Origin of the sequence: Hyunsoonleella aquatilis (genome assembly GCF_014270105.1) — a bacterium.
GTDB classification, from domain to species: Bacteria; Bacteroidota; Bacteroidia; order Flavobacteriales; family Flavobacteriaceae; genus Jejuia; species Jejuia aquatilis.
On the sequence record NZ_JACNMF010000001.1, the window covers coordinates 1,097,260 to 1,115,714 of the forward strand.

Sequence of the window (18,455 nt, forward strand, 5' to 3'; positions counted from 1 at the left end):
TCTTCTAAATTGTCTTAATTCAAAAAGTATTTAAGACGTATCCTAAGTGATGCGCACCCTAAAAACCATGCTTATGAAGAATGAATTTATCCTGAACTTTACGCCTACGGGAATGATACCAACCAAAGAAATGACCCCACATGTGCCGATTTCGGTGTCCGAAATTGTGGAAGATGTGCACAAAGCTTCAGAAATCGGGATTACCATGGTGCATTTGCATGCGCGGGATGCTGTGACCGGGGAGCCTACTTACAAGAAGGAAGTGTATGCCCAAATCGTAGAGGGTGTTAGAAAATATGCCCCCGAACTTGTGGTTTGCTTGTCTTTAAGTGGGAGGAATTTTGGTGAATTGGAACAACGCAGTGACCCTTTATTGTTGGAAGGTGGCTTGAAACCGGATATGGGTAGCTTGACGTTGAGCTCACTTAATTTTAATAAAACGGCGAGTATCAATGCTCCGGATATGATTGCTGACCTTGCAAGAATTATGAAAGAAAAAGGGATTGTTCCAGAGTTGGAAGCCTTTGATATCGGGATGATCAACTACGCTAAGTATCTGGAAAGGAAAAAGCTGGTTGAACCGCCTTATTATTTTAATTTGTTGTTTGGCAATATTGCTTGCTCACAGGCCAATTTGTTGCATGCCGGTGTGATGATTAACGACTTGCCGGATAATTCGCTTTGGAGTGTGGCTGGCATTGGAAATGAGCAGTTTAAGATGAATTCCCTGTCGCTGGCTTTCGGAGGGGGCGTTAGAGTGGGGCTTGAAGATAACATCTGGTACGACACCGCCCGCACAAAATTAGCTACGAATAGTGAACTACTAAAAAGAGTTCATGTTATTGCCGAAGCCAATGAAAGAGTATTGATGACTCCGAAAAGGTTTAGAAAAGTTATGAATTTGGCGGAAGGTAATGGTGCCTACGGGCGTCCATAAGCAATTATAGACTTAAAATGGAAAAAGGAAATACAACACAGTTTTATAGATTGAAATGGATGTGGAATATTCTGCGCCATGGGCTTTTTTTAAAAGGTGTAAATAACCGTATAGCGAGAATTGGCCTTGATTTTATGCCCTATTATTGGGTGCTTGAAGGTCAGGAAGAATTTGATCCGCCCCAAATTAGAGGGGATGCGACTGGGTTTGAAGTATCTTTTTTTGACGATACTGACATTGACAAAGTGCAAAGTAGCATCTCTGGTCTCGGTGATGTGGATTACGCTCAAAACCTTAGAAACGGAGAGATTTGTGTAGGGTTGAGGCAAAATGGCAAGGTGGCTGCTTTTATGTTTATAAAAAAAAACAGCCACGAATTTAGGGGAAAGTTATTTCCGCTAAAGGAAAACGAGGCCTACCTTTATGGCATGTATACCTTTGAATCATTTAGGGGCAAAAACCTAGCACCTTATTTGCGTTATCATTGCTACCAATTGTGCAGGCAAGATGGGATTGATAAGTTTTACAGTGTGAGCGACTACCTAAATAAATCAACTTTAAGGTTTAAGAGGAAATTGAAAGCTAGGAATACGCAACTATACCTAAGCATGAGGCTGTTTAAATCTTACAATCGGACATTTTTGCTGAAAAAGTATAATTAGTTTTATTCAAAGTTAAGGTTGATTGTCGAGCACCATCATTTCATTATCTACAAACCTTACGGCTATTTAAGCCAGTTTAGAAGTCGGGATTCCAAACAACAGTCCAAACGGTTTTTGATGGAACTCTATTATTTTCCAGAAGGCACCATGGCTATTGGGAGGTTGGATGAAAAGTCGGAAGGGCTTCTGCTGCTGACTACCGATGGCAAAATGAGCGACTATATAAATAGTCAAAAAGTAGAAAAGGAATATTACGCATTGGTGGACGGTGATATTTCAGAGGAAGCTATCTCCAAGCTTCAAAAAGGCGTGGAAATTGGCTTTAATGGCAAAAAATACCAAACAAAGCCCTGTAAGGCCTTTAAATTGAAAGAAGCGCCACAGTTACCCGAACGTTCCCAAAAGATTAGAGACGCCCGTCATGGGCCAGTGTCATGGGTGTCTATCACCTTGAACGAAGGTAAATTTAGGCAGGTTCGGAAAATGACTTCGGCTGTTGGTTTTCCAACGTTGCGTTTGGTCCGCGTCCGAATTGGACCAATTCAATTGAATAATATGAAAGTGGGGGAGGTGATTCCCGTGGATGTATTGATTTAATCTTCCAGTTCCTCCAATTCCTTGTAATTGCGGTTCAAGCGTTTCAGCAAAAGGCCATAGATGAGTTTGTAAAACAGCCAGATAATCAAAATTAATATAGCTGTAAACAAAATACTAAAAGCAATAAAAATTGCTATGCCGTTCGTGTCCAAATTTTCCATGATTTGTCTGGCGTTGGGGTCATAATGAAACGAGTGATAGAGTGCTAAAACCATTGACACGCCAGCCATAATAAGATTGTAGAGCACGTAGTATTTGATGATTTTACGCGTTCTCAATATATTGGCCATAAGTTGTTTGGCACTGTCGGTAACCGAAATGGTTTTATAGGATCTGAATAGTAAAATAATAAACAGAATAATTACGGCGTAGCTAAATATGGTTAGGCCAAGGGTTAAATCATCCGAGTAAATCGAATCCAATTTCTCCCTAAATGCATCCGAAACGAAATAGGGGATGGAATTGACCAATATCCAAAACACTAATTCGGCTACACTGATGTAAAATAAAGTCTTTACAATGGAAGACGATTTTTTGTGTAACATTGAGTAAATATCCTGGGCCGAAAGTTTTTTGTCAGCAGACGCCTTGTTCCAATCCTTCTTTAGTAAATCTAGTCCGTCCATAACCTTAAGGATTTAAAATAGTTCTTAGTTTAGTTTTTATCCTGTTCATTTTCACGCGGGCGTTAACCTCGCTGATTCCTAAAGTCTCACTGATTTCACGATAATCCTTGTCCTCCAGATATAGGAAAATCAGTGCCTTTTCAATGTCGTTTAGTTTATGTATCGCCTTATACATTACTTTTAACTGTTCTTCTTCTGTGTCATCATAATCCTCCGCTTTCATCTTGAACGATACGCCTTCAAAATCTTGAGTCTTTATCGTGCGTTTTGATTTTCTGTATAAAGTTATAGCCGTATTTAAGGCTACCCGATACATCCAAGTGCTGAACTTTGCATCCCCTCGAAACTTGGGGTAGGCCCTCCAAAGTTGAATGGTAATTTCCTGAAAAAGGTCATTGTGCGCATCGTAATTATTGGTGTATAATCGGCACACTTTGTGCACAATGTTTTGATGCTTTTCCAATAATTCTACAAAGTTATGTTCTTGGGTTTGTGTCAAAAATTTTGATGGATTAGTTACACTATTGGTAGCTATTAGTTTTGAAATGTTACACGAATTTAAAAATAATTTTTTGACTGGATTTTAATGGAATCGGGGACGTTTTAGGTTAAAAGCGCAATAAATTTTTTATATAAAGCTTTTGTTTATATTTTAGAATTAAAATATTTGGTTTTCAATTGTTTGAATATGAGGTATAAATAAAATCTATGATGGGTTTTTAACAGTTTTTAGTCAAATTAAGAGCATTTTGGAGTTTCAATATACACAAAATAAATGATCAAAAAAATTGAAGATTCTTATTTGAATTTGAACTCATATACCGTCAAATTATTTATCTTTAAAAAAGAATTGTCCTTTAGTTAACCATGAAATTCCGAAGGCCCAAAGGGCGATAAATTCCAAAACAAAAACAGGTTTTAAATCTGCCAATTTTGGAAACTTGTCGTCAATCAAAAAATAGATAATAATCAGGGCAACGCAAATTATCATCACCCAGCCTGTAATTTTATAAACATGATTTCTTTTGATTTTTTGAATACTCATTTCGGTGTGTTTTCCTCTTGGTAACGGAAACAGTTTCAATGAAAAATAAATGAGTGTCACAAAAAATACTAGAGCGGAACCCAAATGGATTATCCCAATCCAGCAATTGTATTCGATACATTTTGTGGCGCATGACGAAAGTTTATCCACGCTGGTCGGGAAAAAAGCAACACCTAAAGCACTAAAGCAGGCCACAATACCCGCATTCCTATCCTTATGGTCATGACCATTGTACGCAAACATAAACATTGCTACAGCACAAAGTGTACCGACTAAAACATTGCGCATTTCCGTATGGTAATAGTCGCTAATGGAATTTTCGATAAAATCGCATTTCGCATAAAAAATACCGCCAATGGCAAGCACCACAGGTAATAAGAATGCCAATCCCCCAATAATCTTCCTGAGGAGCATGTAGGAAATCAGCATTTGGTCGTTGGTCTGTTTGGTCTTAATGTCTTGATGGTCAGTCATAATGTTGGCTTTTATGCTTTTAAAGTTAAACATTATTCCCAAATGGGAAGTTTTTACCAAATTTGGGTTCGTTACAATTCGTCTTAAAAAAAGTACAGTTCGGTTACTTGAAGTTTTCCGGTTCAAACTTCTGATGCATTTTTGCAACGTAATCATCAACCTGCCCTGAACGACTTGTGCTGAGCGAAGTCGAAGTAAGTCGAAGGGTCAATAAACGAACAATCAATCAGAAATGAAAAATCTTTTAACCATTCTTATCTCAGTTTTAAGTCTGCAACTCCACGCACAGGGTGTTATCAATGGTACTGTCACCACTACTAAAGGCTTGCCCATAAAAGGTGCCAATATTTATTTGGAGGGCACATACGATGGTAGCACTTCCGATGAAAACGGAACCTTTTCGTTTTCAACATCGGAAACAGGCACACAAACTTTGGTGGTTTCTTATTTGTCTTATGAAACGTTCAGAATGGTTGGGGATGTTTCCTATATGAAAAATGTTGTGGTCAAATTAAAAGAAGATGTCAATACCTTGGATGCCGTGGTGCTGTCTGCTGGTACATTTTCTGCAGGCGACAATAGCAAGGTGAATGTGCTAAAACCGCTGGATGTAGTAACTACTGCCAGTGCTTTGGGCGATTTTGTGGGCGCATTGCAAACTTTGCCAGGGACAACCACGGTGGCTGAGGATGGGCGCTTATTTGTACGGGGTGGTGACGCCAACGAAACCCAAATTTTTATTGATGGTATCCGGGTATTTACGCCCTATACACCCACCACCAACAATGCCCCCACGCGAGGCCGCTATTCCCCATTTTTATTTGATGGGATAACGTTTTCCACCGGCGGGTACTCCGCGGAATTCGGACAAGCCCTGTCCAGTGTGTTGCTTCTAAATACAGTGGATGAGCCCGATCAGGAAAAAACCGATATTGGCATTATGAGTGTGGGCGCTACCCTCGGGAATACCCAAAAATGGAAAAAAAGTTCCATTAGCGTCAATGCATCTTACATTAATTTGGCGCCTTATAATGCCATTTTCCCTAACAGAAATGAATTTATCAAGCCTTTTCAAACTGCCTCGGGGGAAGCCGTTTTCCGTAGAAAAACCAATTCAGGTCTATTTAAACTTTATGGTGCTTTTGATACCAGCAGTTTTGAGATTGTTCAGGAAGATATCAATATGCCCGAGGGGCAATACATCAAATTGAACAACAATAATTTCTATTTAAATGGGTCTTACAGTGCGAAGTTAAACGATACTTGGAGTACGCAAGTGGGGTTTAGCTATACCAATGCCAAAAACAAAACGAATTTTGGCGTAATGGATATCCGTGATACCGAAAACTCGATTCATGCCAAGCTAAAGTTCAAAAACCGCATCAGTAATCGTTTCAAACTCTATTTTGGCGGGGAGTATTTTGCAACGGATTTTGATGAAACATTCAATGACGATACCGTCATAAATGCTAAATACGGGTTTGACAATAATATTGCGGCAGTTTTTGCCGAAGCCGATATTTTTATATCAAAGAACTTGGCTTTTAAAACCGGAATACGCACCGAATATAGTGCACTTTTTGAAGATTTTACTTTGGCCCCAAGGGTGTCCGTAGCCTATAAAATTTCAAACAAAAGCCAATTGTCCTTGGCCTATGGCGATTTTTATCAAAACCCGGCCAGTAACGTTTTGAAGTTTAACCAGGATTTTAAGCCCCAAAATGCGAGTCACTATATTTTGAATTATCAATACAACTCCGACCGAAAGATTTTTAGGGCAGAGGCTTATTATAAAAGCTATAATAATTTAGTCAAGTACGATACGGATTTCCCGAATTTCAGCAGTAACTTTAGCAATGATGGGTCTGGTTTTGCAAAGGGTATAGATTTCTTTTGGCGGGACAGTAAAAGCATTAAAAATGTGGATTATTGGCTAAGCTACTCGTATTTGGACACCGAAAGGGACGACCGCAATTTCCCGGAAAGGGCACAGCCCAATTTTGCCAATACCCATAATTTTTCGGCCGTCGCTAAATATTGGATTGACGATTGGAAAAGCCAAGTGGGGTTCAGCTATGCCTTTGCATCAGGGCGGACATTTACTAATCCCAACAACCCGGGGTTCTTAAACGATAAAACAAAATCCTTCAATAGTTTAAGTATCAATTGGGCTTATTTAATCAGTCCACAAAAGATATTGTATGCATCGGTAAATAACATTTTAGGCTTCCGAAATATAAACGGCTACCAATATGCCAACACTCCCGATATGAACGGTAATTTTAACCGACGTGCCTTGAGGCCGGCTTTAGACCAATTCTTTTTCGTAGGCTTCTTTTGGACCATCAGTGAGGATAAGACCAGTAATCAGTTGGATAATCTGTAATTGATGGAAACATTGCTTCGGAATTAAATGCAACTTTTGTAAATTGTCTCAACTTTAAATCAAAAGTACTATATGGAACAGGTAATTACGTTTGGGGAAGTATTGATGCGCATCTCGCCCCGAGGGCATAAGAAGTTTATTCAATCCAATATGGTGGAATTTTTCTTCGGAGGCACCGAATTGAATGTAGGCATTTCCATTGCCAATTTTGGGGGTAAAGTAAAGCATATCAGTTTAGTATCAGAGGATTTTATTGGGGATGCGGCACTATCCTATATTCAAAAATTTGGAGTTTCTACAACTTCGATTGGCAGATCCAAACAGCCTTTAGGGGTGTATTTTTTAGAAGTGGGTGCGGTGATGCGTCCAAGTAGCATATCCTATAACCGCTCGCATTCGGCATTCTCGGAGATTGTACCAGAGAAGGTCGATTGGCCCCACGCGTTACGAAAGGGTAGTTGGTTTCATTGGACGGGTATCACCCCGGCTTTATCTAAAGGAGCCTTCGAGACACTTTTGCAGGGTTTAAAATTGGCACGGGAAAAAGGGATGGTAGTTTCGGCAGACCCTACCTACAGAAGCGGTTTGTGGCAGTATGGTAAAAACCCGAAAGAGGCCTTAACCGAATTGTTGCACCTTTCTACCATTTTTATTGGTGGTATGGATGAAATCAACGAGGCTTTGGGAACGGATTTTTCGTATTCCAACGACGATTTTATGGAGGCCTCAAAAATGCTCATGGAAAAATTTCCGTCTATCGAAAAGGTGTTTGATAAAATACGGACTTCCGTCAATTCCTCATGGCATAAAATACGTGCCAGAATGTGGAACGGCACCGAATTTAGAGAAACCACTGATTTGGACATCACTCATGTTGTGGATCGTATCGGTACGGGCGATGCCTTTGCCGCCGGCCTGATTTACGGCTTGCAACACTACGGTGATTATGATGCCATGGAATTTGCCAGTGCCGCCTGCGCACTAAAACATACTTACGAAGGGGATATTAACCACACCACAGTGAAGGAGGTAAAGGGCATTTTAGGTGGCAATACTTCTGGACGGTTTGTGCGATGAGTTTTAAACGTATGAATCTGGCGAACATAAATAAATTGGCAATTATTATATCCTTTTTAATTCAAGTTTTTTGATTCGCGATCTAATTGCTCCATTTGTCCTCCCAAAATGTTGTGAAAGCTCCCGGATGCTTATGCCATCATAATACATTGTTATTAACTTTTCATCTAAGTCACTTGTCCAAGGTCGATATGCTTGCAGATGTTTTTTTCTGATTTTTTCAACCGAATATGCCTTTTCTCTAAAAATGTCCTGTTCAGGGACTGTAGTTTTGGTATTTTTGACCAAGGCTTTTTCTTCTTCGCTTTTAACGGGTGTGATGTGAATTTTGGAAGACCTGGGGAAATTTTTTGGCATTAAAGTTTCGGGTATGTGAATACTATTCTTCGTTCTTGTGATGGCAACATACAATAAGTTGATTTCTTCATTCATTTTTGAAATTTCAACAATGCCTTTTTTGATGTCCAGCTTAAGTTTTTCAAGCGTGTCCTCGGTAATAAAATCGTTTACCAGTTGAATAGCATCATATTCCATCCCTTTGCACCTATGTACCGTCGAGAAAATAATTTCAGCTTTACTTTTATCATTATTTTCAATATGCTTGGCTTTTATTCTTTTAATAATGTTCGGGATTTTGTTTCCGTATTTCCGAACGATTTCCAACATTAATCCTAACTGAACATCATCAGTTTTTTCAATATAATTTTCCAGCTCACCAAGGCTTTTCATTTGTTTAATAAGCTTGTCCTTGATGCGTCTATACCTCCTGTTATATAGGTTTAAAATATCATATAATGAAGCGCCTTCATCAGCATATGTGTATGAATTGATGTTCCCTTCAAAATAGATGTGCTTTATTTTCTTTTTCTCAGTGGCATATTCAATTGCTTTGAGCAATAGGCCGAGATTTGTTCGTGCAAGTATCGCTTTGGAACTGTAAATTTGGGTGCTGCCTTTTCCTTTTATTGAAAAATCAATATTATTATTTATGTGCTTTTTCCATTTCAAAACTTCCACGGAAAGATTTGCAATGTCCTGATTAAATCGAAAACTTGTCGATAACTGATAAGTTTTAAAGTCCGTATTTTCCAAAGAATTGACGGCATGTCGCCACCCATAAATTTGTTGATGGGTATCACCAACAATGACTTTGGTTGCATTTTGTTTTAGAAAAATATCAAGCATTGCAGGGGAAGCATCCTGTCCTTCATCGAAAAGGATGTAGTCAAAATCAAGTTTTGGGTTCGAAAGCTGGAACTTTTTGAGGTAAAAATCATGTGTTATTTCTATTTCCCCACTATCCATTTTGCTCAATAAAAGCCTTGTGTTTTTTTCAATGTAGTTGTAGAAAGTATTGATAAAATTTCTAGCCTTAACGTCAAAAACAACATCGAGGTAATTTAAGTCTTTGATCTTGGGTGTATTGCTATTGCAAAAATATGAGGCAAACTTGTTTATGTGATTGGCTAAAATGTACTGAATGTGTTTTTCTCCATCCGACCTGAGTTCCAGAATATCAGCTACCTCGTAGGTCTTTAAGCCTTGGGGTCTGAGTTTATAATTATGTTTGAGCACTGTTTTTTTGAAAGCCAAGGAGTGTGCGGTTTCAATTGTAACGTTTGTAGCTCCTTTTTCTTGGAATTTTTTCAGGGCTTCCAATTTAACCGACTTATTAAAGGCTAGATAGAGTATTTTACTTCTTGGAGGACGCGCTTTTGCATATTCTATTAATGTGGTTGTTTTCCCAGAACCCGCTACGGCGTTTATTTTTATATTGCCGGTTGAATTGATTATTTTGATTTGCTCTGCAGTTAATTTCAATTGTCCAAATAATTAAGATAGTTTCGATAAAAACCACTACTTTTCTTTCGTAATGGAATATACTAAATTCTATAAATTTTAGAAACAAAAAATCCCAACAGCATCACTGTCGGGATTTTAATATTTTGGAGATTCCTGCGAACGCAGGAATTTTACTCATCCACCAAAACCCAATCGCCTTTGGCAATCAGTGGTTCGGCCTGTTTGTATTTTAAGGTTTTGTTTTCGCCATTTAATACATGCTTGATGGTGACACGGTCGTTACGGCCAATTTTAGGCCGGTCGCGCACGATGGTTTCCACCACTTGTGGTTGACGTTGGGTATTACCTGCGGCTCTATTTTGTGCAGAACGCTCATCCAAATTAGGAATTTCCTCTTTTGAAGTTTCCACTTTTTCGCGTTTTCTGGCTCGGGCCTCTTGGATGGTGTCCTGCGTTTCCTGTGGCAATTCACCTTTAAATAGGAATGAAATCACATCCTTGTTAACATCATCAATCATCGCCTTAAAGAGTTCAAAAGCCTCAAACTTATAAATCAACAACGGGTCTTTTTGCTCGTGTACCGCCAATTGCACGGACTGCTTTAATTCGTCCATTTTGCGCAAGTGGGTTTTCCAAGCATCATCAATAATGGCCAAAGCTATATTTTTCTCAAAATCGGTAATCAACTGTTTGCCTTGGGTTTCGTATGCTTTTTCCAGATCCGTAACCACATTCAAACTCTTTACGCCATCCGTAAATGGCACTACGATACGCTTGAATTTGTCGCCCTGATTTTCATAAACATTTTTAATCACCGGGAAAGCCAAATCGGCATTGCGCTCCATTTTTTCGCGGTAATGCTCAAATGCTGTTTTGTAAATCGTTGCCGTAATTTCCTGAGCGGATAGTTTCCCAAATTCTTCCTCAGAAATTGGCGAGCTCATCGAAAAGTAGCGAATTAGTTCAAACTCAAAATTCTTAAAGTCGTTCGCATCTTTGTTGGTTTGGGCAATACCTTCGGAAGTATCAAAAATCATATTGGCTAAATCCACTCGAAGTCGTTCCCCGTGCAAGGCATGACGACGGCGTTTGTAAACCACTTCACGCTGGGCGTTCATCACATCATCGTATTCCAGCAAACGTTTACGCACCCCAAAGTTGTTTTCCTCCACTTTCTTTTGCGCTCGCTCAATAGATTTTGAAATCATGGAATGTTGAATCACTTCACCTTCTTTTAGCCCCATACGGTCCATCATTTTTGCGATACGCTCACTACCGAACAATCGCATCAAATTATCCTCAAGCGACACATAAAATTGAGAACTTCCTGGATCACCTTGGCGACCGGCACGACCGCGTAACTGCCTGTCCACACGGCGTGAATCATGACGCTCCGTACCCACGATAGCTAAACCGCCAGCGGCTTTTACTTCATCACTCAATTTGATATCCGTACCACGGCCCGCCATGTTGGTGGCAATGGTTACCTGTCCTTTTCGACCAGCTTCATCAACGATTTCAGCCTCTTTCTTATGTTGTTTTGCGTTTAGGATATTGTGAGGTATTTTGCGAATACTCAACATTTTTCCTAGCAATTCCGAAATCTCAACCGAAGTGGTACCAATCAGTACCGGACGACCGGCATTTGATAATTGAGTTACTTCGTCAATTACGGCGTTGTACTTTTCACGTTTGGTTTTATACACCAAATCCTCTCTATCATCACGAGCGATTGGCCTGTTGGTTGGAATTTCAACCACATCCAATTTGTAGATTTCCCAGAATTCGCCGGCTTCTGTAACCGCAGTACCCGTCATACCAGACAATTTGCGGTACATTCTAAAGTAATTTTGAAGTGTAACCGTAGCAAATGTTTGTGTGGCATCTTCAATTTTTACATTTTCCTTGGCTTCAATAGCTTGGTGCAAACCATCGGAATAACGACGCCCATCCATAATACGGCCCGTTTGCTCGTCCACAATCATCACCTTATTGTCCATCACCACATATTGGGTGTCCTTTTCAAATAGGGCATAGGCTTTGAGTAATTGGTTCAAGGTATGGATGCGCTCGGATTTTACGCCAAACTCTTTGAACAGTTCTTCTTTTAAAGCGGCCTCTTCCTCTTTGGAAAGTCCTTTTTCCTCAATTTTGCCAATTTCAACCCCAATTTCAGGCATTACAAAAAAGTCGGGGTCGTCCTTTCCAGAAAGGTAATCTACACCTTTATCGGTCAACTCAATTTGATTGTTTTTTTCATCAATTACATAGTACAATTCCGCATCTACCTTTGGCATTTCGCGGTTATTGTCCTGCATATAAAAATTTTCTGTTTTCTGTAGCAACTGCTTCACACCTTCTTCAGATAAAAACTTAATCAGGGCTTTATTCTTTGGTATACCGCGGAACACACGAAGCAATTGGAAACCACCTTCTTTGGTATCCCCTTCTTTGATTAACTTTTTTGCTTCGGCTAAAACACCAGTTAAATATTTGCGCTGTACGCTTACAATATCATCTACTTTTGGCTTTAATTCGGTAAATTCATGGCGGTCTCCTTTTGGGATAGGACCAGAAATAATCAATGGCGTACGGGCATCATCAACCAATACGGAATCCACCTCATCCACAATAGCGTAGTGGTGTGGGCGTTGCACCAAATCATCTGGGGAGTGCGACATGTTATCGCGCAAATAATCAAAACCAAATTCGTTATTGGTGCCGTAGGTGATATCAGCGTTATACGCTTTTTTACGAGCAGCGGAGTTAGGTTGGTGGTAGTCAATACAATCTACGCTCATGCCATGGAACTCAAAAATAGGTGCCATCCATGCGCTATCTCGTTTTGCAAGGTAATCGTTAACCGTTACCAAATGCACGCCTTTTCCAGCTAATGCATTTAAATATACCGGCAATGTAGCCACAAGCGTTTTACCTTCACCCGTTTGCATCTCTGCAATTTTCCCTTGGTGCAGTGCAATACCGCCAATCAATTGTACATCATAATGAATCATGTCCCAAGTAATGGGTTTTCCGGCCGCATCCCAGGAATTTGACCAAGTTGCGCTGTCGCCATCTAAGGTAACATAAGTCTTTTCACCAGATAAACTGCGGTCAAACTCATTGGCTTTCACCGTAATTTCGGTGTTGTTTACAAAGCGCTTAGCTGTTTCCTTCACCACGGCGAAGGCTTCTGGAAGAATGTCGTTTAATACATCTTCAGTGAGATTATAGGCAACGTCTTTAAGCTTATCAATATCTTCGTAGATTTCCTCGCGTCTATCAATGTCTTCGGTCGTTTCGGCCTCCTTAGTAAGGTTGGCAATTTGTTCGTCTATGTCCTTTGTGGCTTCGGCTATTTTAGCTTTAAATTCTGCCGTTTTCGCCCTTAATTCGTCATGCGATAAGGCTTCAAGCGCGCTTTCAAAGGTCTTTATTTGGTCCACTATTGGTGTAATGGCCTTTACGTCCTGTTTCGATTTGTCTCCAACAAATACTTTTAAGACTGAATCTAATAAACCCATTTGATTTTATTTTTATGTTTTGTTTGTCATTCAGACCCCGAGAATTCGGGGGAAGAATCTCGGTAATTCATAGATTCTTCATCCCGATAGCTATCGGGACATTCAGAATGACAAAAATTTATTTTTAATTATTATGTAATACCACTTTTGAAAGTACCTCCAAAGATACATTTTGTTAAGCGTTTTGCTCCCAAAAGGATACAAAAAAAGCCTCAAATCGAGACTTTTTAACTAATCTTTATGCTTTATGTTTAATATTCATCTTCGTTCCAAAGATAATCCTCATCCGTTGGATAATCAGACCAGATTTCCTCAATCGAATCATAAGAATCACCCTCATCCTCGATAGACTGTAAATTTTCGACTACCTCTAAAGGCGCACCAGTTCTAATGGCGTAATCAATCAATTCATCCTTTGTCGCTGGCCATGGCGCATCGCTCAAATACGATGCTAGTTCTAAAGTCCAATACATTTCTTGTGCATTTAATTTTTTGCAAAAATAAATTTTTAGTTCAAACAGACAAGAAAAAAATGAAATATTTAAATCATTAATAAAAAGAACGTCTCTTACTCTACTCAAACACGTGAAATTATCCCTGCGATGTTAATAATAACGCAACACAACAGCTTTTCTGAATTTTATTTTGGGCGTTACCACAAGGGTCGGGCTTTCACTACTCGCTCTCTCCGAGGAGCTCAAACATGCCGTTCAATCCCTAACGCAAAGTAAATTCAGAACGTAAGCTGTCAAATATGGATTATAAAGGTGAATAAGGCTTTTTAACTTCGGTCTTCCGACTCCAGGCTTCAAGCTTTACTTCTTCTCAGGAATCCATTTAATTTCATTTGCTTGCAAGTCGTACGACAACTTCCGTGCCAATACAAAAAGGTAGTCAGAAAGGCGGTTAAGGTAAGTTAGGGCATTGGGTTCGAAGGGTTCCAGTTCATTCAATGCCGAAGCCAATCGCTCGGCACGCCTACAAACACAACGGGCAATATGACAGAATGACACGGTTTGATGTCCGCCCGGTAATACAAAGTGCGTCATTGGGGGTAAGGCTTCATTCATTGTGTCCATTTCCTGTTCCAAAAGTTCAATATCAGCCGAAGAAATTTTCTCAATATTCAAACGTTCTTTGCCGCTTTTTAAAACTGCTTTTTCTGGGTCGGTGGCCAAAATAGCTCCAACGATAAATAATTTATCTTGAACAGTTATCAATAATTCTTGGTAGTGTTCATCAATATCCTGATCACGGATTAATCCTAGGTGTGAATTTAATTCATCAACAGTGCCATAGCTGTCAATGCGGATATGGTGCTTCGGTACACGAGTACCGCCAAATAAAGCCGTAGTGCCTTTATCTCCTGTTTTTGTGTAAATCTTCATATAGCGAAGTTATTGCATTTCATAGAATTTTACAACGGGGTCAATAAGCCATAGCTGTTAATATCTTCTGTATAAGTTCAAGAATACTGCAAAATTGCTGTTGTTTTTTGTAAGTAATTTATTGGTTGAAACATCAAATTCATCTAAAAGCTAAACGATATAACTCCTAATTCATGAAAAAAACTACTTTTTTATTATTTTTTATTCTCCTGTCGTGTTTTATTGAGGCTCAGTCCTTTATAGGGTATTTGTCCGATAATTACAGCGGTGTCCATGGCATTATTTCAAACCCAAGTAATATTGCGGATTCGCGACTTAAATTAGACATTAACCTTGCAGGTGTTAGTGGTTTTGGCGCCAACGATTATTATGGTATCAATATTTTTGACGCCTTTAAGGATACCTACAGTTTTAATACCGACCCCAAAAAGTCCCCAACAAATGACAATAACGGGCTTGGAAATATTGATGTGCTTGGGCCGTCGGTGATGTTCAGCCTTTCTGAGAAAAGCTCTATTGCAGTATTTACTAGGGGAAGACTTTTTATAAACGCCAATGAGCTAAATGGAAATTCTATTGAATCGTTGGATGATGAGGATGTTGTAGATTTCAATATTAACGAAGGCAATTTTGATTTCCTCGCCAATGCATGGGCTGAAGTAGGGATAACCTATGCAAGAGTGATTTGGGATGACCGTCAGAATTTCTTAAAAGGGGGTGCCTCAATCAAATATTTGAAAGGCATGGGGAGTATTTATGGCGTAGGCAACAATGTCACCATAAACTACGACGAGGACGGTACCGACCTCGGTGGTGGACAGACGACGGGAAGTATTTCGTCCACGGGGTTTATCAACTACGGCCGATTTGACGAATTTGACAACGATAATTACGAATATGAGGTTCCGGATAACGCCTCTGGTTTTGCTTTTGATGTAGGATTTGTTTACGAATGGCGGCCTGACTACTATGACTACAGGTCGGGTGGTGCCTTCAAAAATGAACGCGCTTTAAATAAATATAAGTTAAAATTAGGGTTGTCTATAACCGATATTGGTTCCATCAACTATAAAGATGGCATAAAGGAAGGCTACAACATTACCAACACTGGGGTGAGCGAGGACGAGTTTGATAACGCTGACGATATTGGAGATTTTTTGAACAACTTTTATACGCAGACCGACGCTGGGGTAGGCTATGATGTAGATCTTCCGACCGCATTGCATTTTAATGCGGATTATAATTTTAATGGTAAGTTCTATTTAAACCTGAACACAGATTTTTCGGTAATGAAAAAAAGTAGAAAAACAGCAAACCGCGTGGCGAACAATGTGTCGCTCACCCCACGATATGAAAGCAAATGGTTTGGGTTTTACCTACCATTGACCGTAGTCGAGGATAGCGGTTTCAGAATTGGTGCAGGCTTGCGTGCTGGGCCATTGTATTTGGGCTCTGGTTCCATTATATCGGCGTTTGCCAGTGACAACAACCGACAAGCGGATGTTTATGCGGGTTTAAAAATTCCGTTCTTCCATAAGGATTCCAAGGATAAAGATGGAGATGGCATCTTGGATAAATACGATGATTGTCCGTCAAAACCTGGCCCTGTTGAAAATAACGGTTGTCCTTGGGGCGATAAGGATAAAGATGATGTTTTGGATAACGAAGACAAATGTCCAGATGAAAAAGGACCTGCCGAAAATAATGGATGTCCATGGACGGATACTGACGGGGATGGTATTCCTGATAAGGATGACGTTTGTGTCAACACCCCTGGCGATGCTGAAAACAATGGTTGTCCGAAGAAAGTCATTGAAAAGGTTCAAAAGGATTTGAACGAGTATGCTAAAGTTATTCTGTTTGATTACGGTACGCCAGTAATCAATCAAGAATCCTATGATGTATTGAACGACATCATTAAAATATTAAAAGAATACCCGAATGCGAGATTTATGATCGAGGGGCATACGGATAGCACTAGTAGTAGCGGATGGAACCAAAGGCTGTCCGAAAACAGGGCGAATTCTGTGCTGAAGTTCTTGGTGGACAATGGTGTAGATCCATCAAGGTTGACGGCCAAAGGCTATGGTGAGACCAAGCCGATTGCTCCAAATGATACCAAAGAAGGTAGGGCACTGAACAGAAGGGTGGAGATCAATTTGATTAAGTCTAATTAATATTAATACAACTGGTTAACAAATCCCGGAGCATTTATGTTCCGGGATTTTTTTGCCTAATATTCAGTGATATTTTGAAGGAAACCATCAATGAATCAACATTTTGTGCATTTAAACGATTATTAATTAGATTTTTTCACCAAACATTTACCTTTAAGTAACCAAATAGTTTGCTATGAAAAAAATTACCTTGTTGGCCATGTTCCTTTTGGGTTTTCAGTGGCTTCAATCCCAATCCTACCTTGGGTTTCTTACGGATAATTACAGCGGTATCCACGGTGTAATTTCAAATCCCGCTAATATTTCGGATTCAAATTATAAGGCGGATGTCAACCTAATTGGCGTGAGAACGTTTGTTGGGAATGATTATTATGGTGTCAATGTGATGGATGTGTTCAAAGACGAGTATGATTTTGATGGAGACGCCAAAAAGTCGCCTTCCATGGATAATAATTTGGCTCTCAATACGGATGTTTTAGGGCTTTCATTTATGTTTAATCTAAATCCAAAAAGTTCTGTCGCTATATTTTCGAGGGTGCGCTCTTTTGTAAATATCAACGGGATTAATGGTGAAACGGCAGATGCATTGGATGATAAAACCACAGAGGATTTCAATGTGAACGAAGGTGATTTCTATGGGTTTGGTCACGGTTGGATTGAGGTAGGGGCGACTTACGCCAGAACACTAATTGATAACGGACAGCACTTCTTAAAGGGGGGTGTCTCGGTTAAATATCTGCAAGGCGCAGGGAGCGTTTATGCCATGGGCCGAAATGTTATGATTGCGTATGACGCTGACGGTACGAATTTAGGAGGCGGTGAGACTACCGGAAGTATTTCTTCCACAGGGGAAATAACCTATGGGCGCTATGACGATTTTGATGCTGAAAATTACGATTACGAACTTCCCGATGCCACAGGAATTGGGGGAGATATCGGGTTTGTTTACGAATGGCGACCTAATTATGCCAATTCCAGTTCAAATGAAAAAGGCACTAATAAATATAAGTTGAAGGTCGGACTTTCCATAACCGATATTGGAAAGATAAGTTATGATGACGGTTTGGCCGAAACATATAACATCTCTAATAGTGATGTAAGCGAAGAGGACTTTGAAGATGCCGAAAGCGTGGATGATATTTTAAACACATTTTATACGCTAACCGGAATACAAAGAGGGATCGAAGCCTCACTGCCTATGGGGGCACATTTGAATGTGGATTTAAGTTTAAGTCCAAAATTTTATATCAATGCCAATGCGGATTATTCACTGATTTCAAACGGTACTGAAAATGCTAATCGGATTTTAAATACGGTTACGCTTACCCCAAGGTTTGAAAGCCAGTGGTTCAGTTTTTTTGTGCCACTTAGCTATATTGAATATAATGGGTTTCAAGTAGGGGCTGGTTTACGGGCAGGCCCACTATATGTTGGTTCTGGGGCATTGATTTCGGCATTCACGAATCAGGAAACTATGGGGGCCGATGTGTATGCTGGCTTAAAAATTCCGTTGTACCAACCTCGTAATAAAACTTTTAAGAGTAAAAGAAGCCAAAAGGGTGATTATGATGGAGATGGTGTTGCGGACAAAGATGATAAGTGTCCTGAGGATGCCGGGCCTTCTGAAAACAATGGCTGTCCTTATTACGACCGGGATGTGGACGGTGTTCCTGACCATCTTGATAAGTGTCCGAAGGAATATGGGTCACCTGATAATGAAGGTTGTCCAAAAAAGAAGATTGAAAAATAAGGGTAGGTT

General features: G+C 39.8%; 14 protein-coding genes. 7 read left to right on the plus strand and 7 right to left on the minus strand.

Going from position 1 to position 18,455, the window contains the following annotated elements:
- Positions 1-73: 73 nt before the first annotated feature.
- From H7U19_RS04860 to H7U19_RS04870, 3 genes are read left to right on the plus strand one after another with little or no spacing between them, the layout of a single operon-like run.
- Positions 74-937 (plus strand): beta-keto acid cleavage family enzyme, encoded by an 864-nt coding sequence (locus H7U19_RS04860; protein WP_222597371.1) that lies wholly within the window; start codon positions 74-76, stop codon positions 935-937.
- Positions 938-954: 17 nt separating this feature from the next.
- Positions 955-1,599 (plus strand): GNAT family N-acetyltransferase, encoded by a 645-nt coding sequence (locus H7U19_RS04865; protein ID WP_186559532.1) that lies wholly within the window; start codon positions 955-957, stop codon positions 1,597-1,599.
- An 18-nt stretch (positions 1,600-1,617) separates the two neighbouring features.
- Entirely contained in the window at positions 1,618-2,196 is a 579-nt protein-coding gene (locus H7U19_RS04870; protein ID WP_222597372.1) for a pseudouridine synthase, read from the plus strand.
- Here the strand turns inward: H7U19_RS04870 and H7U19_RS04875 are convergent.
- The 3 genes from H7U19_RS04875 to H7U19_RS04885 form a co-directional block, all read right to left on the minus strand.
- Positions 2,193-2,822, minus strand: a complete 630-nt coding sequence (locus H7U19_RS04875) for a hypothetical protein (RefSeq protein WP_186559534.1) — start codon at positions 2,820-2,822, stop codon at positions 2,193-2,195. The two genes, H7U19_RS04870 and H7U19_RS04875, sit on opposite strands and share 4 nt — an antisense overlap.
- Before the next feature lie 4 nt (positions 2,823-2,826).
- Positions 2,827-3,321, minus strand: coding sequence for an RNA polymerase sigma factor (locus tag H7U19_RS04880; RefSeq protein WP_186559536.1), 495 nt, complete (start codon positions 3,319-3,321; stop codon positions 2,827-2,829).
- Positions 3,322-3,651: 330 nt separating this feature from the next.
- Complete coding sequence (locus tag H7U19_RS04885; protein WP_186559538.1) at positions 3,652-4,341, minus strand: DUF7103 family protein; 690 nt, start codon at positions 4,339-4,341, stop codon at positions 3,652-3,654.
- 232 nt (positions 4,342-4,573) lie between these two features.
- Between H7U19_RS04885 and H7U19_RS04890 the strand changes: the two genes are divergently transcribed.
- Both H7U19_RS04890 and H7U19_RS04895 read left to right on the plus strand, forming a co-directional pair.
- On the plus strand, positions 4,574-6,727 hold the full coding sequence (locus H7U19_RS04890) for a TonB-dependent receptor (RefSeq protein WP_186559545.1): 2,154 nt from the start codon (positions 4,574-4,576) through the stop codon (positions 6,725-6,727).
- Positions 6,728-6,799: 72 nt separating this feature from the next.
- Positions 6,800-7,804: a sugar kinase gene (locus H7U19_RS04895; RefSeq protein ID WP_186559547.1), complete on the plus strand. Its 1,005-nt coding sequence runs from the start codon at positions 6,800-6,802 to the stop codon at positions 7,802-7,804.
- A gap of 45 nt (positions 7,805-7,849) precedes the next feature.
- On the opposite strand, the gene H7U19_RS04900 is transcribed toward H7U19_RS04895, so the two are convergent.
- The 4 genes from H7U19_RS04900 to H7U19_RS04915 all read right to left on the minus strand — a co-directional run bounded on the left by H7U19_RS04900 (position 7,850) and on the right by H7U19_RS04915 (position 14,519).
- Positions 7,850-9,625: a UvrD-helicase domain-containing protein gene (locus tag H7U19_RS04900; RefSeq protein WP_186559549.1), complete on the minus strand. Its 1,776-nt coding sequence runs from the start codon at positions 9,623-9,625 to the stop codon at positions 7,850-7,852.
- A 152-nt stretch (positions 9,626-9,777) separates the two neighbouring features.
- A complete protein-coding gene (gene secA, locus H7U19_RS04905) occupies positions 9,778-13,131 on the minus strand; it encodes a preprotein translocase subunit SecA (protein WP_186559551.1) in 3,354 nt (1,117 codons plus the stop codon).
- A 251-nt stretch (positions 13,132-13,382) separates the two neighbouring features.
- Positions 13,383-13,604: a DUF2795 domain-containing protein gene (locus H7U19_RS04910; RefSeq protein WP_019387375.1), complete on the minus strand. Its 222-nt coding sequence runs from the start codon at positions 13,602-13,604 to the stop codon at positions 13,383-13,385.
- A 342-nt stretch (positions 13,605-13,946) separates the two neighbouring features.
- Positions 13,947-14,519 (minus strand): cob(I)yrinic acid a,c-diamide adenosyltransferase, encoded by a 573-nt coding sequence (locus H7U19_RS04915; RefSeq protein WP_186559559.1) that lies wholly within the window; start codon positions 14,517-14,519, stop codon positions 13,947-13,949.
- A 173-nt stretch (positions 14,520-14,692) separates the two neighbouring features.
- Between H7U19_RS04915 and H7U19_RS04920 the strand changes: the two genes are divergently transcribed.
- Together H7U19_RS04920 and H7U19_RS04925 are read left to right on the plus strand one after the other, a co-directional pair.
- A complete protein-coding gene (locus H7U19_RS04920) occupies positions 14,693-16,696 on the plus strand; it encodes a DUF5723 family protein (RefSeq protein WP_186559561.1) in 2,004 nt (667 codons plus the stop codon).
- 175 nt (positions 16,697-16,871) lie between these two features.
- Positions 16,872-18,446, plus strand: coding sequence for a DUF5723 family protein (locus H7U19_RS04925; RefSeq protein ID WP_186559563.1), 1,575 nt, complete (start codon positions 16,872-16,874; stop codon positions 18,444-18,446).
- Positions 18,447-18,455 lie beyond the last annotated feature (9 nt).

Coding starts and splice junctions, on each gene's coding strand:
- H7U19_RS04860 (WP_222597371.1), top strand. CDS start 74: ATGAAGAATGAATTTATCCTGAACTTTACGCCTACGGGAATGATACCA.
- H7U19_RS04865 (WP_186559532.1), top strand. CDS start 955: ATGGAAAAAGGAAATACAACACAGTTTTATAGATTGAAATGGATGTGG.
- H7U19_RS04875 (WP_186559534.1), bottom strand. CDS start 2,822: ATGGACGGACTAGATTTACTAAAGAAGGATTGGAACAAGGCGTCTGCT.
- H7U19_RS04885 (WP_186559538.1), bottom strand. CDS start 4,341: ATGACTGACCATCAAGACATTAAGACCAAACAGACCAACGACCAAATG.
- H7U19_RS04890 (WP_186559545.1), top strand. CDS start 4,574: ATGAAAAATCTTTTAACCATTCTTATCTCAGTTTTAAGTCTGCAACTC.
- H7U19_RS04895 (WP_186559547.1), top strand. CDS start 6,800: ATGGAACAGGTAATTACGTTTGGGGAAGTATTGATGCGCATCTCGCCC.
- secA (WP_186559551.1), bottom strand. CDS start 13,131: ATGGGTTTATTAGATTCAGTCTTAAAAGTATTTGTTGGAGACAAATCG.
- H7U19_RS04910 (WP_019387375.1), bottom strand. CDS start 13,604: ATGTATTGGACTTTAGAACTAGCATCGTATTTGAGCGATGCGCCATGG.
- H7U19_RS04915 (WP_186559559.1), bottom strand. CDS start 14,519: ATGAAGATTTACACAAAAACAGGAGATAAAGGCACTACGGCTTTATTT.
- H7U19_RS04920 (WP_186559561.1), top strand. CDS start 14,693: ATGAAAAAAACTACTTTTTTATTATTTTTTATTCTCCTGTCGTGTTTT.
- H7U19_RS04925 (WP_186559563.1), top strand. CDS start 16,872: ATGAAAAAAATTACCTTGTTGGCCATGTTCCTTTTGGGTTTTCAGTGG.